The 23751-nt window shown below is 48.3% G+C and carries 21 protein-coding genes and 1 pseudogene; 15 read left to right on the forward strand and 7 right to left on the reverse strand.

Going from position 1 to position 23751, the window contains the following annotated elements:
- Positions 1-326: 326 nt before the first annotated feature.
- From W04_RS02555 to rph, 3 genes are all read right to left on the reverse strand, one after another.
- Positions 327-713, reverse strand: coding sequence for a diacylglycerol kinase (locus W04_RS02555; protein WP_026110905.1), 387 nt, complete (start codon positions 711-713; stop codon positions 327-329).
- Between the two features lie 62 nt (positions 714-775).
- Positions 776-1420: an orotate phosphoribosyltransferase gene (gene pyrE / locus W04_RS02560; RefSeq protein WP_045980696.1), complete on the reverse strand. Its 645-nt coding sequence runs from the start codon at positions 1418-1420 to the stop codon at positions 776-778.
- A gap of 30 nt (positions 1421-1450) precedes the next feature.
- Entirely contained in the window at positions 1451-2164 is a 714-nt protein-coding gene (gene rph, locus W04_RS02565) for a ribonuclease PH (RefSeq protein WP_022943484.1), read from the reverse strand.
- Between the two features lie 169 nt (positions 2165-2333).
- Here rph and W04_RS02570 point away from each other — a divergent pair, with 169 nt between their 5' ends.
- Positions 2334-3194 (forward strand): YicC/YloC family endoribonuclease, encoded by an 861-nt coding sequence (locus W04_RS02570; RefSeq protein WP_022943483.1) that lies wholly within the window; start codon positions 2334-2336, stop codon positions 3192-3194.
- A 52-nt stretch (positions 3195-3246) separates the two neighbouring features.
- Here W04_RS02570 and W04_RS02575 read toward each other — a convergent pair whose 3' ends face one another.
- Positions 3247-4128 carry a cation diffusion facilitator family transporter gene (locus W04_RS02575; protein WP_053909708.1) on the reverse strand — a complete coding sequence of 294 codons (882 nt, stop codon included), beginning with the start codon at positions 4126-4128 and terminating at the stop codon, positions 3247-3249.
- Positions 4129-4340: 212 nt separating this feature from the next.
- Between W04_RS02575 and W04_RS19050 the strand changes: the two genes are divergently transcribed.
- From W04_RS19050 to W04_RS02625, 10 genes and pseudogenes are all read left to right on the forward strand, one after another.
- Positions 4341-4706, forward strand: a complete 366-nt coding sequence (locus W04_RS19050) for an MCP four helix bundle domain-containing protein (protein ID WP_231658002.1) — start codon at positions 4341-4343, stop codon at positions 4704-4706.
- A 27-nt stretch (positions 4707-4733) separates the two neighbouring features.
- Positions 4734-6356, forward strand: coding sequence for a methyl-accepting chemotaxis protein (locus W04_RS02580; protein ID WP_231658004.1), 1623 nt, complete (start codon positions 4734-4736; stop codon positions 6354-6356).
- 76 nt (positions 6357-6432) lie between these two features.
- A complete protein-coding gene (locus W04_RS02585) occupies positions 6433-6774 on the forward strand; it encodes a hypothetical protein (protein ID WP_053909709.1) in 342 nt (113 codons plus the stop codon).
- A gap of 309 nt (positions 6775-7083) precedes the next feature.
- Positions 7084-8064 (forward strand): annotated as a pseudogene (locus tag W04_RS02595) (efflux RND transporter periplasmic adaptor subunit).
- Between the two features lie 14 nt (positions 8065-8078).
- Positions 8079-11201, forward strand: a complete 3123-nt coding sequence (locus W04_RS02600; RefSeq protein WP_053909712.1) for an efflux RND transporter permease subunit — start codon at positions 8079-8081, stop codon at positions 11199-11201.
- Positions 11202-11312: 111 nt separating this feature from the next.
- A complete protein-coding gene (gene gmk / locus W04_RS02605) occupies positions 11313-11933 on the forward strand; it encodes a guanylate kinase (RefSeq protein ID WP_053909713.1) in 621 nt (206 codons plus the stop codon).
- 65 nt (positions 11934-11998) lie between these two features.
- Positions 11999-12274 (forward strand): DNA-directed RNA polymerase subunit omega, encoded by a 276-nt coding sequence (gene rpoZ / locus W04_RS02610; protein ID WP_022943476.1) that lies wholly within the window; start codon positions 11999-12001, stop codon positions 12272-12274.
- A gap of 117 nt (positions 12275-12391) precedes the next feature.
- Positions 12392-14497 (forward strand): bifunctional GTP diphosphokinase/guanosine-3',5'-bis pyrophosphate 3'-pyrophosphohydrolase, encoded by a 2106-nt coding sequence (gene spoT, locus W04_RS02615; protein ID WP_053909714.1) that lies wholly within the window; start codon positions 12392-12394, stop codon positions 14495-14497.
- 9 nt (positions 14498-14506) lie between these two features.
- Positions 14507-14899 (forward strand): RidA family protein, encoded by a 393-nt coding sequence (locus tag W04_RS02620; protein WP_022943474.1) that lies wholly within the window; start codon positions 14507-14509, stop codon positions 14897-14899.
- 126 nt (positions 14900-15025) lie between these two features.
- The gene (locus tag W04_RS02625; protein WP_022943473.1) at positions 15026-16645 is read left to right on the forward strand and encodes a DUF342 domain-containing protein; all 1620 of its coding nucleotides are present in this window, start codon (positions 15026-15028) and stop codon (positions 16643-16645) included.
- A gap of 62 nt (positions 16646-16707) precedes the next feature.
- On the opposite strand, the gene asnA is transcribed toward W04_RS02625, so the two are convergent.
- Complete coding sequence (gene asnA / locus W04_RS02630; RefSeq protein ID WP_045979327.1) at positions 16708-17700, reverse strand: aspartate--ammonia ligase; 993 nt, start codon at positions 17698-17700, stop codon at positions 16708-16710.
- A gap of 158 nt (positions 17701-17858) precedes the next feature.
- On the opposite strand from asnA, the gene asnC reads away from it, so the two are divergent.
- The 3 genes from asnC to recG all read left to right on the forward strand — a co-directional run bounded on the left by asnC (position 17859) and on the right by recG (position 21204).
- A complete protein-coding gene (gene asnC / locus W04_RS02635; protein ID WP_053909715.1) occupies positions 17859-18317 on the forward strand; it encodes a transcriptional regulator AsnC in 459 nt (152 codons plus the stop codon).
- 50 nt (positions 18318-18367) lie between these two features.
- Complete coding sequence (trmH, locus tag W04_RS02640; RefSeq protein WP_022943470.1) at positions 18368-19063, forward strand: tRNA (guanosine(18)-2'-O)-methyltransferase TrmH; 696 nt, start codon at positions 18368-18370, stop codon at positions 19061-19063.
- A gap of 65 nt (positions 19064-19128) precedes the next feature.
- Positions 19129-21204, forward strand: a complete 2076-nt coding sequence (recG, locus tag W04_RS02645; protein WP_269432178.1) for an ATP-dependent DNA helicase RecG — start codon at positions 19129-19131, stop codon at positions 21202-21204.
- 99 nt (positions 21205-21303) lie between these two features.
- On the opposite strand, the gene W04_RS02650 is transcribed toward recG, so the two are convergent.
- Both W04_RS02650 and W04_RS02655 read right to left on the reverse strand, forming a co-directional pair.
- Positions 21304-22230: a porin gene (locus tag W04_RS02650; protein ID WP_053909716.1), complete on the reverse strand. Its 927-nt coding sequence runs from the start codon at positions 22228-22230 to the stop codon at positions 21304-21306.
- A 155-nt stretch (positions 22231-22385) separates the two neighbouring features.
- On the reverse strand, positions 22386-23243 hold the full coding sequence (locus W04_RS02655) for a LysR family transcriptional regulator (RefSeq protein WP_022943467.1): 858 nt from the start codon (positions 23241-23243) through the stop codon (positions 22386-22388).
- 93 nt (positions 23244-23336) lie between these two features.
- Here W04_RS02655 and W04_RS02660 point away from each other — a divergent pair, with 93 nt between their 5' ends.
- Entirely contained in the window at positions 23337-23711 is a 375-nt protein-coding gene (locus W04_RS02660; protein WP_053909717.1) for a DUF413 domain-containing protein, read from the forward strand.
- Positions 23712-23751 lie beyond the last annotated feature (40 nt).

A 23751-nucleotide genomic window follows, 5' to 3' on the forward strand; every position in this document is an offset into this window, starting at 1 on the left:
CCTCGAGGGCTGTGCATTCTACTCAACCCTGTTTTATTGTCAACACTTTATTTTAAGAAGTTTGCATTTTTCAATGCGCTTTTTAAAACTCAGTTTTACTTGACTCCCTGAGTAGCTACCGCTTCGCTATGCGTTGCTGCCTGCCGTCTCAGTGGGGTCGCATTATAGGGAGATTCGATTTCCACGCAACCCCTTTTTTAAAGAAAATTGCTAAAAATGGATCATTTGCGCACTTTACGCTCAAAACGCACTAAAAAAGACCATTAATTGACTTATTAATGGCTATTATTCTGTTGTTAACTGAAAAGCGGTTTAAAAGATGACCATTACCAGTAGGGTCTGACTGCTTGGTAAATACTGACTCCCCATACCAAGGCTGCAATCAACAATGCCAAGCTTACCGCAGCCGAGCCCATATCTTTAGCGCGCCCAGAAAGAATATGTAATTCCGTAGACACCCTATCGGTGAGCGCTTCAATGGCTGAGTTCAGTAATTCAACAACCAACACTAATAATATAACCACAATCAGTGCTAACCAATGCATCGCGGTATCGGCAATGAAAAAGGAGATAGGAAAAAGGATGAATGCCAAGGTCAGCTCTTGGCGAAATGCGGCTTCGCCCTTATAAGCTGCTTTGAGTCCCCAGTAGGTACAACGCAATGCTTTAACTATCCGCCCTAGCCCTTGGCCGTTTAACTTTAAGCTTGTCATAACGCTTGCCACCTTATTATCAGCCATAAAAAAAGCCCCGATAGCGGGGCTTTCCAATATTGCTATGCAACACCATATTGGTCGCGGTAGGCTTTGACCGCTTGCAGGTGCTCATCCATATTGCCCTGCTGCTCAAGATAGGTGATTAAATCTGCTAGTTTAACTATCGATACCACTTGGGTGTTGAAGTCTCGCTCTACTTCTTGGATAGCCGAGAGCTCTGCTTTGCCTTTTTCCTGACGATCCAGAGCAATCAGCACCCCGCTCAAATCAGCGCCATTGGCGGCAATGATTTCCATAGACTCGCGAATGGCGGTGCCAGCGGTGATCACATCATCCACTAACATCACCTTTCCTTTAAGGTCAGAGCCAACTAGGTTGCCTCCTTCACCATGGTCTTTTTTCTCTTTGCGGTTAAAGCAGTAAGGTACATCTTTATTGTAGTGGTCTGCCAACGCCACCGCTGTAGTCGTAGCAATAGGGATCCCCTTATAAGCAGGACCAAACAATAAGTCGTAATCAATACCGGCATCTTCAAGTGCAGCTGCATAAAAGCGGCCTAACTTGGCCAAGTCTTGCCCGGTGTTAAACAACCCAGCATTAAAGAAGTAAGGGCTAGTGCGGCCAGACTTAAGCGTAAACTCACCAAACTTCAATACCTGCTTGGCTAATGCGAATTCAATAAACTGCTTTTGATATTCTTTCATTAGATGTCTCTTTAACTAGTCGTTTAGTGCTTATGCCAAAGCTTGTTTTTGGATGTCGATAATTTCGCGGATAGAGTGCTTAGCTAAACTTAGCATTTGCTCTAGCTCATCAAATGAGAACGGTTCACCCTCAGCAGTGCCTTGCACCTCGATGATTTTACCCGTTTCGGTAAGAATCACGTTCATATCTGTTTCGGCTTGTGAGTCTTCGATATATTCCAAGTCGGTAATGGGTTCGCCGTTGAAAATACCCACAGAGATAGCCGCTATCATGTGTTGCAGAGGGTTAGTGTTGATCATTCCTTTAGCGCGCATATAGGTTAATGCATCAACCAAGGCGACACAGGCTCCACTGATAGATGCCGTACGTGTACCACCGTCCGCTTGAATCACGTCGCAATCGATAGTGATAGTGTTTTCACCCAGGGCTTTTAAATCAACGGCAGCTCGCAATGCACGGGCGATCAGTCGTTGAATTTCCATGGTGCGTCCGCCTTGCTTGCCACGCGCTGCTTCGCGGTTATTGCGGGTGTGGGTCGAGCGCGGTAACATGCCATATTCTGCGGTTACCCAACCTTTACCTTGGCCCTTCATAAAACGCGGTACACCCGCCTCAACACTCGCAGTACACAATACCTTAGTGTTGCCAAACTCAACCAGCACTGAGCCTTCAGCATGCATGGTGTATTGGCGAGTAAAGGTCACTGGACGAATTTGATTAGGTGTTCTTTCACTTGGACGCATTCACTATCCCCTTCATTAAAAATTTTCGTTCATTATATGTGTTCACCCGCTGCGATGCCACGGCACTTTTATGAATTTCCCTAATTGTGCTGGAAATTTCCGCTAGAGCTCACTCTTTGTTAAGGTATAATGCATGCCGATATATCTGTTATAAATTAGGAAATCATTCATGATCCACAGCATGACTGCGTATGCTCGCCAAGAAATTAAAGGCGATTGGGGCACCGGAACTTGGGAGATCCGCTCTGTAAACCAACGTTATCTGGAAACCTTCATTCGCGCCCCCGAGCAATTTCGCGGTTTAGAACCTGTGATCCGTGAACGGCTGCGTAAAAACTTACAGCGCGGTAAGGTTGAAGTATTCTTAAAATTTGCCGCCAACCCAGCCCATGTTGGCGAGTTACAAATCAATGAGTCTTTGGCCTCACAATTAGTAAAGAGCGCGCAATGGGTGCAAGCACAAAGCCAAGGCGACATTAATCCCGTAGACATTCTTCGCTGGCCAGGCGTAATGGAAGCGGAAGAAATGGATATGGACGTCGTGCAAGGTGAATTGCTCAAAGGCTTAAATGGCGTTATAGATGACTTTAAAGCCGCCCGTGCTAGCGAAGGCGAGAACCTTGAGCAAATGATATTAACTCGCTTAGACGCGATTTTAGAGCAAGTCGCCATCGTCGAAGCGCAAATGCCCGAAGTCATCAAATGGCAACGTGAAAAGCTATCGCAGAAGCTGGAAGATCTGCAAGCCGAAATCGACGAGACCCGCCTTGAACAAGAGCTTATTTACTTGGCGCAAAAGCAAGATGTTGCCGAAGAACTCGACCGCTTAAAATCGCACGTAAAAGAAACCCGTAAAATTCTGAAAAAAGGCGGCGCCTGTGGTCGTCGTCTTGATTTTATGATGCAAGAGTTTAACCGCGAAGCCAATACACTGGCCTCCAAATCTATTAACACCGAAGTGACCAACGCCGCCGTTGAGTTAAAGGTGCTGATTGAGCAAATGCGTGAGCAGATCCAGAATATTGAGTAATTACCTCGCATTCATTTTACACTTAAAAGCCCCTTTCCAGGGGCTTTTTTGCTTAACCATCTCGGCATTGCTCTTGCGGATACTCAAATTCTAAGGTGGTGTGTGCTAAGTCATACTCTGCCAGGTTGTCGGCCAAACGTTGCTTTAGCGCTATCACTTGCTCAGCATTAAGCTCTTGAGCAAGACACAAATGCGCTGTCAGCACATGATGTTCACCATCTAACGACCAGTAATGCACATGGTGAGCGGTGCTGATTTCTTGCGGCTCTATCAGTACCTCAGTGAGTTTTTTTTGCGTCTTTTTATCCGGTGCCCCTTGCAGAAATAGCCGTACGGTTTGTACTAGGTTGCGCACCACATTGATCAAAATAAACAAGGTAAAACAAATGGATAAAATAGGGTCTAGAATCGGCCAATCAACAAACATCAATACGATTGCGACCACCAGCACTGCCACCCAACCCAGCACGTCTTCAAGAAGGTGCCAGTTAAGCACCTTCTCATTAAGTGATTTACCACTGCTCAGTTTTATCGCCGCATAACCGTTCACCGCAATACCTAGTATCGCCAGTGCGAACATGCCTTCCGTTACCGGCATCACTGGGTCGAACAACCTCGGCACCGATAACACCAGTACCCACACCGAGCCGACCACTAATACCACCGAATTAATAAACGCACCGAATAAACTTAAGCGCCGGTAACCATAGGTAAAATGCTGATTGGCACCTTTATTACTGAATTTGTTAAGCAGCCAGGCGCTGCCGATTGACAGGCTATCCCCTAAGTCATGCACGGCATCGGCCATTATCGCGGTACTGTTTGTAAGCCAGCCGCCAATAAACTCGATAATAGTAAACCCGAGGTTTAAAAAGAATGCCCAACCAATGCGCTCTGAAGCGATATCATGGGAATGATCGTGGTGATGCGCCATTTTCTTATCCTTTTGCTGCGTGTACCTACACTCTGGGTTAAAATCTCTTTACCGTCTTTCCCGCTTTTTATCGCGCTCCCTTTAACTTAAGCGCGATTAAGCACATTTTTCTCGTGCGTTATATCTGTGTAAAAACACTATGCCAAACTTTTGTGAGCATTACTAAGCCTGTCAGCTATCCTAATTAACAGGCTCTTATCAGTGAGTACATTATGAAACTAAAAACAAAGTTGTCTTTGTCGTTTGCCGCCGTTATTGCTTTAATGGTTATCTCGAGCCTTATCGTTTGGCTTAAAGTCTCCACCGAAACCCTGCAAGCTGAGGAAGTTAAAAACGACGACCTTCCCGGTTTACTAGCCTATTTATCGATCTCCGATACTATTTATCAAATGCAAAATGAAGCCCTTGAATACATAGGCGGTGAGCAACAAAAGCGAGACAGCTTTGCGGCTTTGTATAGACAATTTCAAACGCAACACCAAGAGCTTTATAAGTATGAGTCTAACAAGCCATCAGACATAGAGAAGATGGCAAACATAGAAAACTTAGTGAAGGAATATAATCGCGGCATCACTTAGGGCGTATTTAATCGATACGACCCTGAATTGTTTCGTAGCGTACAATCACAAGTGGCACAGTTAGAACAAGACACCGGTGAGAAGTTAGGTGACTTACTCGACGAGCTAAAAGACCAAGAGTATGCACAGGCCATGCAAGCAAGGGATTTACAAACCAGCTTGCAGGATAATTTACCGGGTGTCAGATATTACCTCGAACTGATAGATGAGGCCGGTGACCTGGTCGCGGGTGTGAACGCACACATTCGCGGTGATACCGCAGCTAAAGCACGCTTTAAAGATGATTTAACCAGTTTCAATGAATACCTTGAGGCGCTTCGGCCACTTGAGCAACAACCTGATGAAGTTGCAGCGCTACGCCAAGTTGAGTCTTATCGCGATGACATTGTGCGCACGGCCAACAGCATTTTTACACGCTATAGTCCACAGGACTATATTGATGCTCGAAGTACTATCAATGACCTAGAAGCCCAGGTTGTTGATAAACTAAACACTATTTTGCAAACCTCAGCGCGGGAAGAGCAAGTAGATGCTATTAGCGCCTTAAACCACCTTGTCGAGGGCTTAAACCTGACCTTGATCATTATTGTGATCATTACCTTAATCGCCTTCGTTGTCGCAGGCATTATTGCCTACCTCATTAGCCACTCAATCATTACTCGCTTAAACAATGTGCTAGAGACAGCAGAAAGTGTCAGCATCGGCGATTTATCGCGCCCGGCTATTGCTCATGCTAACAAGGATGAAATCGACAGCCTTGCTGCGGCGACCAATAAAATGTCGTCATCTCTGCATGATTTAATGGCTCTGATCACGTCACTGGCCACTCAGGTTAGAGAATCTAGCTTGGAAATTAGCTCAACAAACGAGCAAATCGCTAATCGCAGCCAAAACTCAGCAGACCAATCAACACAGATAGCCACTGCCATTGAAGAAATGAGCTCAACGGTTTCAGAGGTCGCCAGACAATCACAACAAGCATCTGGCAATAGTGAGCAAGCAAGAGAGTATGCCGCTCATGGTGCCGAAGCAGTAAGCCAAACGGTAGCGGAAATAAGAAGCGCTTCGAGCAGAGTGCAGAACACCTCCAGCTCAGTCACCGAACTGGGTGAGCTTAGTAATCAAATTGGCAATATCATCAGTGTGATCAGTGCCATTGCCGAGCAGACAAACTTGTTGGCACTTAATGCTGCCATTGAGGCCGCACGAGCCGGTGAGCAGGGCCGAGGCTTTGCCGTCGTTGCCGACGAAGTACGCACCTTGGCTGAGCGCACGACCAAAGCCACCGATGAAGTCGCGCAGACAATTACCGCCATCCAAAAGCAAACTCACCAAGCGGTAGAATCTATGCATAGTAGCGTAGAACAAGTAAACAGCAGTGTATCTATGGCGGAGCAGGCCGGGGAGCAACTTAGCAATATAATGCAAAGTGCCAGCGACATTGCCAGTATGATTCAATCCATCGCGACGGCCACCGAAGAGCAATCAGTGGTCGCTGCGGAAATGGCCAAGGACGTGTCTGATATTGAACGCGCGAGCCAAGCATCACTGAACGACACGCAAGGGGCTTTAGAGATTGCGAAACAGCTTAATTCTCAAGCCGGTGAACTTAGTGAGTCTGTGCAGCGCTTTAAATTGCGTGCCAGTTAAGCACAATACTCATTGATTTTATGTATCGCTGTCGGTATTTTAGACCCTAATTTGATAACTAACAGGTGTGCTCCCGGTGCTTAAGTGTGTATTTAGCATTCTTTTACCCCTAGTGATTGTGCTGCAATCACTGGCAGCGAGTGCTGATCCCACCCCTGTACATCAAATCGACAGCGAGCATTTACAGAGCGTACATTCGCACCAACAACATGATGACTTGCAACCACAGGCAAGCGATAACTTGCACGATACTGCTGATTGTCATCACTGCGGCCACTGCTCAGGCTCACATCTCACTTGGGGGAGCATGCCGGCCCCCTGTTTTGCTAATGACCATGTTGATTTCGCATTGCCGGACTGGCGCCACCGCGCTGTGGGCGAAGTCATTTACCCAACTTTCCGCCCTCCCATCGTCTAACTGCACTTATCCGCCATGCCCAACGCGCACACTGCGCTTGCGGCTAACTTAACATTTGCAGTTAGAGAACAGTTTATGAAGCTTTCTATTTTTTGCTTTGCGCGCAGCGCGAAGGCACTTAGTGGCGCGTGTATTTATCGCGCCTTGGACACCTTTTTCACGGTGTTTATCAAAACCGTTACATTGTTAGTATTGAGCGTGTCGTCGCTCACCTTCGCGGGCGAAGGTCACGACCATAATGATATCAACAATACCGCAAAATCATCACCCAGCGACCATAGTCAAGGTATTGCACTCAGTGAGCGCAGCATGGCCCTAGCGCAAATAAAAGTAGCGCCCTTACAAGCACGTACACATAACAAAACGCTGTATGCACCTGGAGAGCTCAAAGCCAATGGGTACTCAAGTTACATCGTTTCTGCACGTACTGAGTCGGTTGTCATTGAGCGCCACGCAATGCTTGGCGAGCACGTCAATCAAGGGCAACCACTGGTCACCTTATTCAGTGAAACAATGGCCAATGCTCAGGCCGACTACCTAGTAGCAGCGAGTGAGTGGCAACGAGTAAAGCAACTTGATAACCGAGCGGTGAGTGAAAGTGCTCGCTTAAAAGCACAGTCACAATACAACGCCAGCTACGGGCAGTAAATTGCCCTTGGCTTAACCACTGAAGCCATTGATACGATTAGTAAGGACAACATTGCGTCATTTGGCCAATATTCTTTGGTGGCCCAAACCTCAGGAGTGGTGCTTAACGACGACTTCACCCAAGGCCAACGAGTGGAAGCTGGCCAGAGCATTATGACCATCGCCGATGAATCTAGCCTATGGGTTGAGGCCAAAGTTGCGCCTTATAGCGACGGCGCCATCAATAAAGCCACAGCGGTGAATATTGTCGTCAACGGCCGCACTTATCCAGCGAAAGTCATTCAAGAAGCCCATGTGATTGACCCAACTACACGGACGCGGGTGATCCGGCTAAAAGTAGATAACCCGCAAGATAAACTCCATGCCGGCATGTTCGTTGATGTGCATTTCACCTTTGCCAGCACCACGCCTGTATTAGCTCTTCCGCAGAGCGCGCTCATGCGCGGCAGTGACGGCGATTGGCAGGTGTTTGTACAACAAAGCCCCGGCGAGTTCTTACCCGTAGAGGTTGAATTGGGTGAACGCTTTGGTCGCTACCAACAAATCTCCGGCGTGCCTGCGGGTGTCAATGTCGCGATGACCGGGGCTTTCTTTATTTCTTCTCAGCTGGCCAAAAGTGGCTTTGACCCTCATAACCACTAAGCTGGAGCGGCACAATGTTTAATTATATTATTGCTTGGGCGGTGCGTAACCGCCTCCTTGTCGTGCTGGCGTTGGTGAGCCTGATCGCTGCCAGCATCACAGTGATCCCTAAACTTAACTTAGACGCCTTTCCCGACGTCACCAATGTACAAGTAACGGTAAACACCGAAGCCCCTGGTCTGGCCGCCGAAGAGGTAGAGCAACTGATCACCTACCCTATCGAAGCGGTTATGTATGCACTTCCCAATGTCGAGCAAGTGCGCTCGATATCTAAAACAGGCCTTTCTGGAGTGACCATCGTGTTTAACGAGGACACCGATATTTACTTTGCTAGACAGCTGGTTTTTGAGCGTTTACAAGCCGCCAAAGAGCTTATCCCTGACGGTCTTGGCAGCCCTGAGATGGGCCCCAATACCTCAGGCTTGGGGCAAGTGTATCAGTACTTACTTATAGCCGATGCAGAGGCCGAGCTCGATACGATGGCCCTGCGCTCACTCAATGATTGGGTGGTAAAGCTGCTGATTATGCCGATTGACGGCGTCACTGATGTGCTGTCATTTGGTGGTCGTGTGCGCCAATATCAAGTCGCCATCAACCCGAATAAATTACTCGCCTACCAATTAACGCAGCAAGACCTTGTTGCCGCGCTCGATGCCAGCAATGACAATGTGGGCGGTTGGTATATGGACCGTGGTCAAGAACAGCTGGTGGTGCGCGGTACCGGCTGGTTTGCTCACTCACGCCAAGGCATTGAGCAAATAAAACAAGTAGCGGTAAAAACCGTCGCCGGCACGGTCATTACCGTCGGTGATATTGCTGAGGTACGCTTAGGCAGCGAGATTCGCCAAGGTGCGGTGACCATGAGCCGTAAAAACGCCCAGGGCGAGGTCGAGCAGTTAGGTGAAGTGGTCTCTGGCATTGTCCTCAAACGCATGGGTGCCAATACCAAAGCCACCATCGATGGGATCGAGCAAAGGGTGCAAATGATCAATCAAGCGCTGCCACAAGGGGTGCGATTTCAACCTTTTTATGATCAAGCAGACCTTATCACCAAAGCCGTGAATACGGTGATGAATGCACTCACTCTCGCCTTTATTTTTATCGTTGTTGTGCTCGCCCTGTTTCTAATGAACCTACGCGCCACGTTATTAGTGCTCATATCCATCCCTATTGCCATTGCTATGGCCTTAATGATGATGGTGTGGCTTAACGTTTCCGCTAATTTAATGTCACTTGGCGGTCTTGCTGTGGCGATTGGCATGCTAGTCGACGGCTCAGTGGTGATGGTTGAGAACATGTTTAAGCATTTAAGCCGCCAAGACAGCACGTTAACGGCACGCGAGCGTATTTTACTCGCGGGTAAAGAGGTCGCTCGACCGGTGTTTTTCGCCGCAACCATTATTTTAGTCGTGTTTATGCCGCTCTTTAGCTTCGAAGGCGTTGAAGCCAAACTGTTCCAACCGATGGCGATAAGCATTATTTTAGCGGTGATCAGTGCGATTTTCGTGGCGTTGATTATCGTCCCTGCACTAGCAAGCTATCTGTTTATCGGTCAAATCACGTCGCGCCCCAGCTTGATACTCAAACCCTTGGATGTGCTTTATCGAAAAACATTACACCTGGCCCTAGCGCATACCAAAGCGGTGGTAGTCACGGCGCTTATACTCGTTGCTGGCGCTGTTGCCACCCTAGGGCAGTTGGGAACCGAATTTGTTCCCGAGCTCGAAGAAGGTACCATTAACCTGCGCGTTACCTTGGCACCTTCTTCAAGCCTCGAAACCGCGCTTGCGGTGGCCCCCAAACTCGAAGCCAAACTGTTAAGCTTTCCCGAGGTCACGTACGCCCTAAGCCGTATCGGTCGGGCCGAAATCGGTGGTGACCCCGAGCCGGTCAATAACATCGAAATCTATATTGGCTTAAAGCCCCCCAGTCAGTGGCAAAGTGCAGAAAACCGCTATCAACTACAAGCCTTGATGGAGCAAAAGCTCAGTGCCCACCCTGGATTGTTGTTTAACTTTTCTCAGCCTATCGCCACACGAGTTGATGAGTTACTGTCTGGAGTAAAAGCGCAGCTGGCCATCAAACTATTTGGCCCCGAACTTGAAGTGCTAGCGACTCAGGGCGAGGCCATTGCCAATGCGGTAAAAGCGGTGCCAGGCACCCGCGATGTCGCGCTTGAACAAATTGCCGGCGAAGCACAACTGATCGTAAAACCAAAGCGCCAAGCCTTGGCTCGTTATGGCTTACAAGTCGCCGATGTGATGGGCTTGGTACGCGACGGCATTGGCGGTGTACAAGCCGGACAAATTATTAATGGCAATGAACGCTATGATATTAACGTACGCCTTGATAAACCCTACCGACAAACCCCACAAGCCATTGGCAATTTATATTTGCAAGCTAGCAACGGGGCGTGGGTGCGCTTAGCCGATGTGGCCGATATTAGTATTGAATCGGGGCCTCCTCAGGTGCGCCGCGACGATGTACAGCGCCGAGTTGTAGTCCAAGCAAATGTACAAGGCCGGGATATGGGCTCGGTGGTGGCGCAAATTCGTGAGCAAATCGCAAATGATGTGGCGCTGCCCAGCGGGTACTCTGTGGCCATCGGCGGGCAATTCGAAAATCAACAGCGGGCACAGCAGCGCCTCAGCATTGTTATTCCATTGTCACTGGCTGCCATCGCGCTGTTACTGTATTTTGCGTTTGGCAGCGTCGGCCAAGCCTTGCTGATACTAATCAACGTCCCACTGGCAGTTATTGGCGGGGTGTTTTCCTTATATTTAAGTGGGCAGTATTTGTCGGTGCCAAGCTCGGTAGGCTTTATTACTTTATTTGGCGTTGCCGTACTCAATGGAGTGGTGATGGTCGAGAGCATCAATCAGCGTATCAATAGCGGCCAGGCTCTAGCCAGTGCAGTATTTGAGGGGGCCACGCAGCGCCTACGCCCGGTGCTGATGACCGCCATCACGTCGGCATTAGGCTTGATCCCCATGCTGCTTTCTCAAGGTGTGGGCGCCGAAATTCAGCGCCCCTTGGCAAGCGTGATTGTCGGTGGGCTACTGACATCCACCTTATTAACTTTGTTTGTGTTGCCAGCTTTGTATCCACGTTTTTCTCAGGCTAAGCTTAAACACTAAAGCTATTGTGGCGCATGAATCGACAACAGGTTTATGCGCCAGTTAACCTAGGCTAAGAAATCCGCTATACTACGCGGCTCTTTTTTAAACCCCAGTATTTAGAGAGACATCATGAGCCAAGTTCGTGGTAATTTGTTTATTTTATCCGCCCCATCTGGTGCGGGTAAGTCCAGCTTGATCAATGCATTACTCCAACAACATAGTGATATGCAAGTATCGGTGTCACACACCACTCGTGCTCCTCGCCCTGGCGAGCAAGACGCTAAGCATTATCATTTTGTAAGCGAAGCTGAGTTCAAAACACTGATCGACAATGATGATTTCTTTGAATGGGCGCAAGTGTTCGACAATTATTACGGCACTTCAAAGGCGGCGATAGAACAGCAACTTGCCAACGGCATTGATGTGTTTCTCGATATCGACTGGCAAGGCGCGCGACAAGTGCGTGAATTAGCCCCGGACGTCACCACTATTTTTATTTTGCCGCCATCCAAGGCAGAACTTGAAAATCGCCTGACTAATCGCGGCCAAGATTCCGCAGACGTGATTGCCGGGCGCATGGCCAAGGCGCAATCGGAAACCTCACACTTTGATGAGTATGATTACTTGGTCGTTAATGATGACTTTGGCACCGCTTTAGCTGAGATTGAAACCATCGTTAAAGCCAAGCGCTTAAGCATCAGCGCTCAGCGTGTAAAACATAACGAACTAATCCACGACTTGTTAAAATAACTATTGGCCTAAACTTAACCTTGCAGTAAACTATGCGTTTACAGAATTAAATTTTGGAGTGAAGCATGGCTCGCGTAACTGTTGAAGATGCAGTAGATAAAATTGGCAACCGTTTTGACTTAATCCTTGTCGCCGCCCGTCGTGCGCGCCAGATCGCCGTAGGTGGTAAAGATCCTATGGTTGATGCTGAAAACGATAAACCAACGGTTCTCGCTTTGCGTGAAATCGAGGAAGGCCACATTACTGTGGATACCCTAGAGGCCATTGAACGCCAAGAGCAGCAAAACCAAGAAGCTGCTGAAATGGCAGCTGTTGCGGCTATCGTTGGCGGCAACCAATAAGCGGCCTCTAACGCTCTCAAAACGGCTGCAATACTCGCGCAGCCGTTGGCTTTCCCCTCTTTTCATCGTATATTCACCTTAACTGTTCAATTTCGCCTCGCTGTGTTTGGAGTGTGAATGTATCTCTTTGAAGGTCTAAAGAAAAAAATATCCGAGTACCTGCCTCCGGCTGATGTGGCATTGGTACAAAAAGCCTATGTGGTGGCCCGTGAAGCCCATGAAGGACAATTTCGCTCAAGTGGTGAGCCGTACATCACACACCCCGTTGAAGTAACGCAAATTTTAGCCAGCATGAAGCTCGACCATGAGACCCTTATGGCGGCGCTTATGCACGATGTCATCGAAGACACCGACTTCTCGCAACAAGACCTGGCGGAGATATTTGGCGAGACGGTCGCCGAACTCGTCGAGGGCGTCAGTAAGCTCGATAAACTCAGCTTCAAAGACAAAAAAGAATTCCAAGCTGAAAACTATCGCAAAATGATCATGGCGATGACTCAGGACATCCGCGTTATTTTAATTAAATTGGCGGACCGCACCCATAATATGCGCACCCTGGGAGCACTACGTCCTGACAAGCGTCGTCGCATCGCCCGCGAGACCTTAGAAATCTTTGCCCCCATCGCTAACCGCTTAGGTATCCACGACATTAAAAACGAGCTCGAAGACTTAGGTTTTCAAGCGCTTTACCCGATGCGCTATCGCGCCCTGAAATCAGAGGTTGCGAAAGCACGAGGCAATCGTAAGGAAGTGATCAGCAATATTCAGGGTGAGATTGAATCACGCTTGGAAGACGCAGGCATTCAAGCGCAAGTATCAGGGCGAGAAAAGCACCTCTACAGCATTTACAAAAAAATGCTCAACAAAGAGCTGATGTTTAACGAGGTGATGGACATTTATGCGTTTCGCATTGTTGTTGATAGCATGGATACCTGTTACCGCGTGCTTGGGGTGGCGCATAATCTCTATAAACCTATCGAAACACGTTTTAAAGATTATATTGCCGTACCAAAGACCAATGGCTATCAGTCGCTACACACCTCGCTGGTGGGGCCACACGGCATTCCCGTGGAAATTCAAATTCGCACCTTAGATATGGACCACATGGCCGATAAAGGGGTCGCGGCACATTGGATGTACAAAAAGGCGGGAGAAAATACCGGGCATACTGCTCAGCAACGCGCCCGTCAATGGATGCAAAGCCTGCTCGAGCTGCAACAAAGTGCAGGCTCTTCATTTGAGTTCGTGGAAAACGTTAAAACCGAACTGTTCCCTGAAGAGATTTACGTATTTACTCCTGATGGCCGTATTATCGAGTTGCCAATGGGGGCCACCGCTGTCGACTTTGCCTATGCGGTGCACACCGATGTTGGCAACACCTGTGTAGGTGCCCGCGTCAATCGCAAACCGCACCCCTTGAGTCGACCGCTTGATACCGGGCAAACCGTAGAGGTGATCACCAGCTCAGGGGCACACCCCAACGCCACGTGGCTCAACTTTATTGTTACCGCAAAAGCACGTTTATGTGTACGTAATTACCTTAAGAGTCAACGCCAAGAAGAGGCTATGCAATTAGGGCGTCGTCTGCTTGATTCGGCTTTGGGCGAGCACGCATTAGACGAGATAGGTGAAGAGCGGATAACGCGTGTACTTGAAGAGCACCAACTCAACACCTTGCTGGAGCTATTGGTCGAAATAGGCTGTGGCAATATTATGAGCATGCTAGTTGCCAAACGCCTACTGCAAGTAGACGAGGAACAAATCGACGACTTAGAAAAATCGGCAAAGGCGGCCATTATTGGTACCGAAGGCATGCTGGTCAATTACTCTAAGTGCTGTCGTCCGGTCCCAGGTGATGCCATTGTCGCTCATGTTAGCCAAGGCAAAGGCCTGACCGTGCACCGCCAAGAATGTAAAAATATTCGCGGCTGGCAAAGCGAGTCATCAAAGTACTTTGTTGTGAAGTGGGAAGATAACCCAGAAAAAGAATACATTGCCGCTTTACGTGTGGAAATCATCAACCACCAAGGTGTGCTCGCTAAGCTCACCAACTTAGTGGCGTCAACAGGCGCTAATATTGTTGAACTAACAACTGATGAAAAAGAAAGCAATTTATATGTTATTGACCTTGGCGTGACCGTGAAAGACCGTATTCACCTAGCAAATATCATGCGCCGCATCCGGGTGATGCCAGATGTACAAAAGGTCTACCGTAAAAAGTAAAGGACAATCATGAATAAAATTATTATATCAACCGACCAAGCTCCCTCAGCTATTGGCACTTATAACCAAGCTGTTAAGGTAGGCACCGCTGTATACCTTTCGGGGCAAATTCCACTTGTGGCAGAGACCATGGAAATGATCTCTGATGACTTCGCGGAACAAACACAGCAAGTATTTAAAAACCTGGCCGCCGTTTGTGAAGCCGCCGGGGGTGAGTTACAAGACATGGTCAAGGTCAATATTTTCCTTACCGACTTGAGCAACTTTGCCACGGTGAATGAAATTATGAGCCAACATTTCAAGATGCCTTACCCCGCTCGCGCCGCGATTGGCGTGAAAGAGCTGCCTAAAGGCGCGCAAGTTGAAATCGACGGAATTATGGAGCTTCCATCCACTAATTAGACAGCCCACCTCACTGGTATACTTTTTGGGCAGAGTTTTCTGCCCTCTCCTCTCTTCCATTCTCCTTGTAAATCTCATAAAGTAGGATAAAACTTAATAAAGTCGTGTGCTTGCAAGGAATTATTTGTGTTTAAATTGGCCCACAATGGCAATGTGCTGTTTAATGTGACGCAGGAGACACCAGCGCCACCATCAAAAGCAGCCATGCTAGAAGCATTACAGCAATCCGAATTTGCTGGCTGTAAAGTGGACGACGAGCACCTCGATAAGTTTTACAGCGGTGAAGAATCAGGTCCGAGTATCGTAGTCGGTAAGCGCGTAGATGCCACGTTAGAGGTCACCATCAGCGACGATAAAATGTCAGCGATGGGACGGCTAACCACAGCGCAAGGGGGCAAAGCCCTCGATTTGGAAGCCGGCAAAAAGGCCATTGTGGTGGCGGGTGTACGCCGAGGCTACCAGCAAGCGCTTTTAGAAAAGCTTTTACAACAGCAATTCGAATTGGCCCCTGGTAGTTCAGTGAAAGGCACACTAGCGCGTGGACGCTTACCCGTTGATGGGCAGCCCAGCGAACTAGTCAAACAAACACAAACCCTAAAAGATCGCATTAACAAACCTAAACGCCGTGAAGACGGCACGGTTGATATGCGCGACTTTGGCAAACTTGCCAGCGTTCAGCCCGGCACTGTTTTAATGATCCAAAAGCCTGCGACTCCAGGGAAAGAGGGATTCACCGTCACCGGCGATGTGCTTGAAGCCAAACCTGGTGAGCAACTGTCTTTAACCCCCGGAGAGGGGACCGAACTCAATCCGGATAACCCACTGGAGCTGCGCGCGACTGTTTCTGGTGTGCCCGTGGAATCTCCCAATGGCATGCGCGTTGACGATATTTTCACGATTAAAGAAGTGAACGTTAAAAGCGGCCATATCGATTTTGATGGCTCTGTGGTGATCACCCATAACGTTGAGCCGGGTATGCGGGTGACCGCTAAGGGTGAAATTAGCGTACTGGGCACGGTGGAATCAGGTATTCTTAATGCCACCGGTGATATCACCATCAAACAGGGCACCATTGGTCACCCTAACCACCAACAAAATGACGCCGAGCTTACTTGCCAGATTAATGCGGGCGGTAATTTACATATCAGCCACGCCCAATATTGCTACCTAGAAGCCACCAATATCTATATCGAACGCCAAGCTAGCCATTGCCAATTAAAAGCTCTAGAAAGCCTCATAGTGGGGCCAGAAGAGAGCCCAAATGGTAAGCTCTTTGGCGGTGAAGTACTCGATGCCTGCCGCCTTGAAGCCGGTGAAATTGGTAGTGAGTCGGGGGCCAAGATGCGCATTAATCTAGTTGCCCGAGGCGCGGATATTACCGCTGACAATGACGCCTGTGTGCAGCAACTTTCGCAGACTGACGATAAACTCGCGTCGTTGCAAGATGCACTAGAGAAGGCCGAAGCGATTAAAGACGCGGAAAAGAAAAAGCAACTCATTGAAAAAATTGGCGCCACACAACTGGCTCTAGTACAACAAGCAGATGAGCTTGAAACTAAGCTGTCTAGCTTAGATAACACCTTACACTCACTGCTTGATGGCGCTAATCTTGTCGCTCATCAACGCTTAAATTCCGGCGTTGAGATTCATATCTTTGACAAGGTACTGAAAACAGCCAGACAGTACCCACCCTGCGTTGTAAAACTAGAGAAAAGCAAAATAGAGGTTGAGTTTAAAACCTCCTAAACAGCAAAAAAGCGTGCCTAGCCCATTACTCATAACGAGGCTCAGCACGCTAACCACAAGATTTACAATAAGGCTTGCTGTTGTTTTAGCTGTTCAGGCCATACTCCTACCTGCACTTGACCAATATGACTCTTTTGCAAAAGCAACATCGCTAAACGAGACTGGCCGATACCGCCACCAATGGTTTGTGGTAGCTTTTTATGAAGCAAGGCTTGATGCCAAGGCAGTTGCGTTTTGTGGCTTTGCTCGCTCAACTCCAACTGAGTGAGTAATGACTCGGGGCAAACCCGAATGCCCATGGAAGAAATCTCAAATGCATCTTCAAGTACCTTGTTCCACACTAAGATATCGCCGTTAAGTCCAGGCAACCCCTCATCTCCTTGAGTAGACCAATCATCATAATCCGGGGCGCGCACGTCATGACGTTGACCGTCTGCGAGCTTACCACCGATGCCGATGAGAAAGACTGCACCATACTGCTTACAAACCGCACGCTCCCGTTCTTTCGCGCTTAAATCTGGGTATGCCTGACGCAACTTCTCGGCATGAATAAAATGAATTTTTTCAGGTAGGTAAGGAGCAATATCAAACTGCTCACCGACATAGGTCTCTGTCGCTTTAATGGCAGCATAAATTTGCTCAACAGTGGCCTTTAGCGTCGCTAAACTGCGCTCGCTACGCTCACAAATCACCTTTTCCCAATCCCACTGGTCAACATACACTGAATGGATAGGGCTTAGACGTTCTTCGTCTGGGCGCAAGGCCCGCATATGTGTGTACAATCCAGAGCCCACCGCAAAGCCGTAATCAGCGAGGGTCTTACGCTTCCACTTCGCTAATGAATGCACCACCTCATAACGTTGCTCAGGCAGGGTTTTCACCTGCACGGCGACGGCCTTTTCGTGACCACTGAGCTCATCTTGAATGCCATCTCCTACCTGGGCAAGAATCGGCGCCTGCACCTCAACAAGATTCAAAGCCGCTGCTAAGTGCTGTGAAAATACCTGTTTAACCGTACTAATTTGCTGCTGTTGTTGAATATACTCTGTGCTCATGGTCCTCATTCCCATTGCTGCTGCTTTGTTCGATATAAAAACCATACCTCAGCGAGCGTTTTATTCAATAGCATTTAACAAAAAGAGCTTTACTTAAAAATAAAAATTAATTTAACTGAAATATATTAGATATCATTTATTTTTTATGTGTTTTAACTATGGAAAATTATCGATTCGACAATTTAGACAAATCCATCCTTAAGAGCTTGATGAGTAATGCCCGCACCCCTTACGCCGAATTGGCGAAACAATGCGGAGTCAGTGCTGGGACCATTCATGTGCGCATAGAAAAAATGCGCCAAGCCGGAGTGATCACCGGCACCCAGGTATGTGTTGACGCTAAACGCCTGGGGTATGATGTGTGTTGCTTTATTGGCATTAACCTCAACAATGCCCGCGACTACCCCCATACTTTAGAGCTATTGCGTGAGCTCGAAGAAGTAGTCGAGGCCTACTACACCACAGGTAATTACAGCATTTTTATTAAGGTGATGGCGCGCTCCATCGAGCACTTACAAGACGTGCTGATCAATAAAGTGCAAGCGATTGAAGCAATTCAGTCAACCGAAACGCTGATTTCTTTGCAAAACCCTATTAATCGTAGTGTGACCCCATAGCCACATTGGCGTATAATCGGCGCACTTTTTTGTAACAGCAAAGATGGGCTATGGGCGAGAAGCGTTACCACCGAGTAAAACAAGTTTTAGATAGACGACAAACCGATCTAAGCGTGTGCTTAGATGAAGTGCATAAACACCATAATCTTTCGGCCATCGTGCGCACCGCCGACGCTGTCGGTTGTCACCATATTCATGCGGTCTGGCCTAAAGAGCAGCGTCGTCTCACCAATAACACCTCCGGCGGTAGCAAAAACTGGGTGCACACCCATATGCATGACGATATTGACCAGGCTGTTGGCAGTATTCGCGAGCAGATCCCTGGGGTGCAGTTGCTGGCCACCAACCTCAGTAGTGACGCCGTCGACTATCGTGATATTGACTACACCCAACCCACTGCGGTGATTGTCGGCCAAGAGCGCGAGGGTATTTCCGATGCAGCGCTTGCCCATGCTGATAAACATATCGTTATTCCAATGCGCGGTATGGTGCAGTCTCTAAATGTCTCTGTGGCCGCAGCGTTAATCCTTTATGAAGCACAGCGTCAACGCGAAGCCGCTGGCTTGTATGAACGCGATATGCTCAATCCACAAATCAAGCACACTTTACTGTTCGAAGGATGCCACCCTATTATTGCCCAGCAATGCAAAGAAAAGGGGCTCCCCTACCCAGCTCTTGACGAGAACGGTGAAATTATTGCCAATGAACAGTTCTGGGATACCTTACGCTACAAACGTCAGCGCTAAGTGACTTGAAAGCAAGGCCCTGCAGTCAGTACACTTAGGTTATAACTGTTTGAAGGACATGCCATTTGCCAAGCCTGAACACCTACCCCATTAACGAGCTCAAAGGCGTTGGCCCAAAAATGGCCGAGCGCCTTGCCAAGCTTGGCATTCGCAGCGTGCAAGACATGCTATTTCATTTGCCGCTGCGCTATGAAGACCGCACCCGCATTGTTCCCATCTGCGAGCTTCTGCCACATACCCATGTGTGTGTGCAAGCCACCATTGAATCCGCCAACATTACCTTTGGTCGCCGGCGGATGTTGGTGTGCCATATTAATGATGGCAGTGGACGCATGACACTCAGGTTCTTTAACTTCTCTGCGGCGCAAAAAAATGCCATGCAAGAGGGTAAAGTGATCCGCTGTTTTGGTGAAGTGCGCCGCGCTAAAGTCGGGCTGGAAATGGCGCACCCTGAGTACAGTATTAGCGACAGCCCCGAAGCCCTCCCCACACAAACACATTTAAGCGCTATTTATCCGACCACCGACGGACTAAAACAACTGTCATTGCGCAACCTGATGCTTCAAGCGCTGCAAGCCTTGAATCGCGCGCCGATAGAAGAGCTGCTGCCACAACAGTATCGTCCCGCAGGTTGGTCACTCGCCGATGCCATTCGCTTTATTCACCAACCACCGGTTGATAGCGATACCCAAGCTTTAGAGCTCGGTGAACATCCAGCGCAGCAACGTCTGGCATTTGAAGAGTTACTGGCCCATAACCTCAGCTTGTTGGCCCTAAGGCAACAGGGGCAAGCACATAAGGCCGTGGCCTTGGCGCCAAATAATGCCTTAGAGCAGCCGTTTTTAGCGTCTTTAGGGTTTACGCCGACGTCAGCACAGCAACGCGTAGTGGCACAGATTAAAACGGATATGCAGCAGCCGTATCCAATGATGCGCTTGGTACAAGGCGATGTTGGCTCAGGGAAAACCTTAGTGGCAGCACTGGCAAGCTTATGTGCCATCGCCCAAGGTTACCAAGTGGCGCTCATGGCGCCGACAGAAATTCTCGCCGAGCAACATGCTTTAAACTTCAGCCGTTGGTTTACCCCGCGAGGTATTCAACTCACCCTGCTGGGTGGTAAAACCAAAGGCAAAGCACGTGAGCACGCCCTGAGCGATATTCAAAGTGGCCAGGCGCAAATGATTATTGGCACCCACGCATTATTCCAAGATCAGGTGCAATTCAATAACCTGGCGTTGATCATAATTGATGAGCAACACCGTTTTGGCGTCCACCAGCGCTTGTCACTGCGTGAGAAAGGCCGCTTTGGCGATTGCTACCCACACCAATTGGTGATGACCGCTACCCCCATCCCTCGCACCTTAGCGATGACCGCTTATGCTGATTTGGAAACATCAATTATCGACGAGCTGCCCCCGGGGCGCACGCCTGTTACCACCGTTGCTATCCCCGACAGCCGACGCGACGATGTCATAACGCGTGTGCACAAAGCGGTACAAGAGCAAGGTAGACAAGTTTACTGGGTGTGTACCCTGATTGATGAGTCTGATGCGCTGCAGTGTCAAGCCGCGCAATTAAGCGCCGAAGAGCTTCGTGAACGCCTCCCTGAGCTGCGTATTGGCCTAGTTCATGGTCGTCTAAAGGCGGATGAAAAGCAGCGCGTTATGAGTGAGTTTAAAGACGGCGAACTTGATGTGCTAGTGGCAACGACAGTGATTGAAGTGGGTGTTGATGTCCCCAATGCCAGCCTAATTATCATAGAAAACCCCGAGCGCTTAGGTTTGGCGCAATTACATCAGCTCCGTGGTCGTGTTGGCCGGGGCGCGGCAGCCTCCCATTGTGTGCTGCTCTATCATGCCCCTTTGTCACATACTGCGCAGCAGCGCCTAGGAGTGTTACGTGATAGCAACGATGGTTTTGTTATTGCCGAGCGCGATTTGCAAATTCGTGGGCCAGGGGAAGTGTTAGGCACAAAACAAACCGGCATGACCGATTTTAAAGTGGCGGATTTAGAGCGCGACAAAGCCTTAATCAACAACCTTCGTCCGCTCGCCAAACAGCTTCTCATACAGCATCCAGAGGTAGCCAAGGCATTGTGTTGGCGCTGGTTAGGCGATCGCTCTGCCTACGCCCAGGCCTGATGGAGCTATACCTGTATCAAAGCATTATAAGTGTGCTAACTCGCTGTATTTAGACAACAAAAAACCCGCCAAATGGGCGGGTTTTTCATCTGCAAAAGCTTAGAATTTGTATTCCATGCCTACAGCTAAATAGTCTTCATCAGCGCTCGCATCGTCATCAAATTTGGTATAAAAGCCAAATAACTTGGTACTTTTATTAAACTTGTAATCAACGCCTGCGGTCATCGCATTACGGTCGTTGCCAGCAAAATCCATGGTTTGGTATTGCGCTTTTAATACCGTTTTATCAATCGCATATGCTGCACTTACTAAGAAGCCGTCGCTGTCTTCACCACCTGCTGCGGGCTCTTGTGTTTGGTACATGGCACCGAGCTTTATTCCTGCGACTTTAGTGCCCACCGTAGCACGTAAAATATCATAGCCTTTTACTTCACTGTCAGCGGCAATTGCGGCGTACACGTTGGATTTTTTCAGGCCTTTATCACCATAAGTCAAGGCAACCGAATAGCCGTTGTCGGCATCGGTATCATCTTCAGCGATATAACTGGCAATAACTTTAAAACCATTGAGGCTATTCGAGGTGTATGTAACTGAGTCACCTAAGCGATTTTCACCTTTGAATACGTTTTTAATATCGCCTTCAAGGTCACTGAACAAGTCAACTTTACCTTGCGATTGCTTTAGCGCGGTATCGTTACGACCAATCACGATTTGGCCAAAGTTACCTTTAAGACCGACGTATTGGTTACGTGCAGTGATGTTGTCTTTATCGCCTTTTGAATCAGCATCAGACAAATCAACCTGAAACTCAAGTTTATAAACTACGTCCAAGCCATCAGCAATCCCCTCTGAGCCTTTAAAGCCAAGGCGAGACGCATTACTTTTGATTTCAGTGAATGATCCCTCACCCTCATCAGATGATTGCACTGTTACATTCGCTTTACCGTAAATATTGACATCAGCCGATGCGTAAAAAGGCAATCCAGCCGCCACAGCGAACACTAGTGCAGAAGGAGCAAATCTCATAGTCATTTCCTCAGTTAAAAATCGCAACACATAATTAAAACGCCTGCAGTCTGCCAGTGTTAAATTACAGAAATATGACAAATGACATTTAAAGTTCAACAAAGTGTCACCGAGGTGACATTTAAGCTTCACATTCAACGCTTTAATAATGATGTTTATGTGAGTTCTTCACCGATTAATTGTAGCTGCTGTTGGAGCTTTTCAATTAAGTCTTTTTGTTCATTGTCTTTATGAAAGGCGACGAACACTTCTCGCGAGGTCTGCGGCACTCCTTCAACTAAGAAGAGCTCTCCCGATTCCAGATATTGCTGCGCTTGCACTCTTGGCACAAAGGCACTACCGCCACAACGTAAAATCAACTCTAAGGCGATACGTCCTGTACTGGTGCGAAAATAAGGCGGTGCCGAATTGGCAAAATTGCGGGCATGCCACAGCGAAAATGCCGTCCCCCAATCCACGAATACATATTGGTTATCAAAAAAAGACTCAGCAGTCGCGTCGGCATAACTCGACAGCGGAATAATATCCAGTGTGCAAATTGGTTCAACGCATAACTCATCGACCTTAGGTAAATCGAACAGCACCGCTATATCTAAGGTGCGTTCGAGTAATAGTCGGGTGCTCTCCTGCTGATTTTTAACTTCTGCGACCAAGGAGATGCCCGGCATGGCCGAGACAATATGGGCAATACCAAATTGCAAAAACGCATCCCAAATATTCGCTGTGCCACTGAGTGCCAATTGGCGACGCATGTTATCCGCCAGCGCCACATCCAGCTTGGCGCGCTGTACTCCGGTGACAATCAACTTAGCGTGAGGTAACAGACGCTCCCCCGGAGCAGTCAGCTGGATGTTATTGCGTTGGCGCAGAAATAGATTGACGCCCAAGCTTTGCTCTAACTGACGAATACGAAAGCTCACCGCTGACTGCGTGATATATAAGTTCTCTGCAGCGCGGCCAAAGTGGCGAGTACGCGCGACCTCAATGAACGTCTTCAGTAAATCGATATCCACTCGTGTTTATCCTCACGATAAAAATTTTTTGTTTAAAAAAACAACGCTTGTGTACCATACTCCAGCCGATTTCCCTTGTATTAGGAGCTAGCTATGACGGCGCACCAATTGTTCGAATTACGCAAAGCCTTTGCTTGCGATCACAAATTCTATAATGATGAAAAGTTCCCACGCGGTTTCAGCCGCAGTGGCCACTTTACGCTACTAGAATCGGAGATTTTAGAAGAACATGGACGCTTATTAAAAGCTTTGCAAGAAAAAACGGTTGAACCCATTAACGACATACAAGCGCACTTTGTTGCAGCCACGACTGGCGTATCCACACCCATCAACCCGGTCGAGAAAGCGTGGATAAAGTACTTAAAACTGACGACCAGTAAGGCACGATTTTTCACCTTGTTTGGTCGTAAACGCAGCTTTGACGCACCTGAAGTGGAAGTAGAAATCGATAGCGACGATCTCGATTAAACCGCACTTTACGCCCATGCCAGCCATTAGCAGGCGTGGG

The organism is Pseudoalteromonas sp. SW0106-04, from assembly GCF_001293805.1.
GTDB classification, from domain to species: domain Bacteria; phylum Pseudomonadota; class Gammaproteobacteria; order Enterobacterales; family Alteromonadaceae; genus Pseudoalteromonas; species Pseudoalteromonas ruthenica.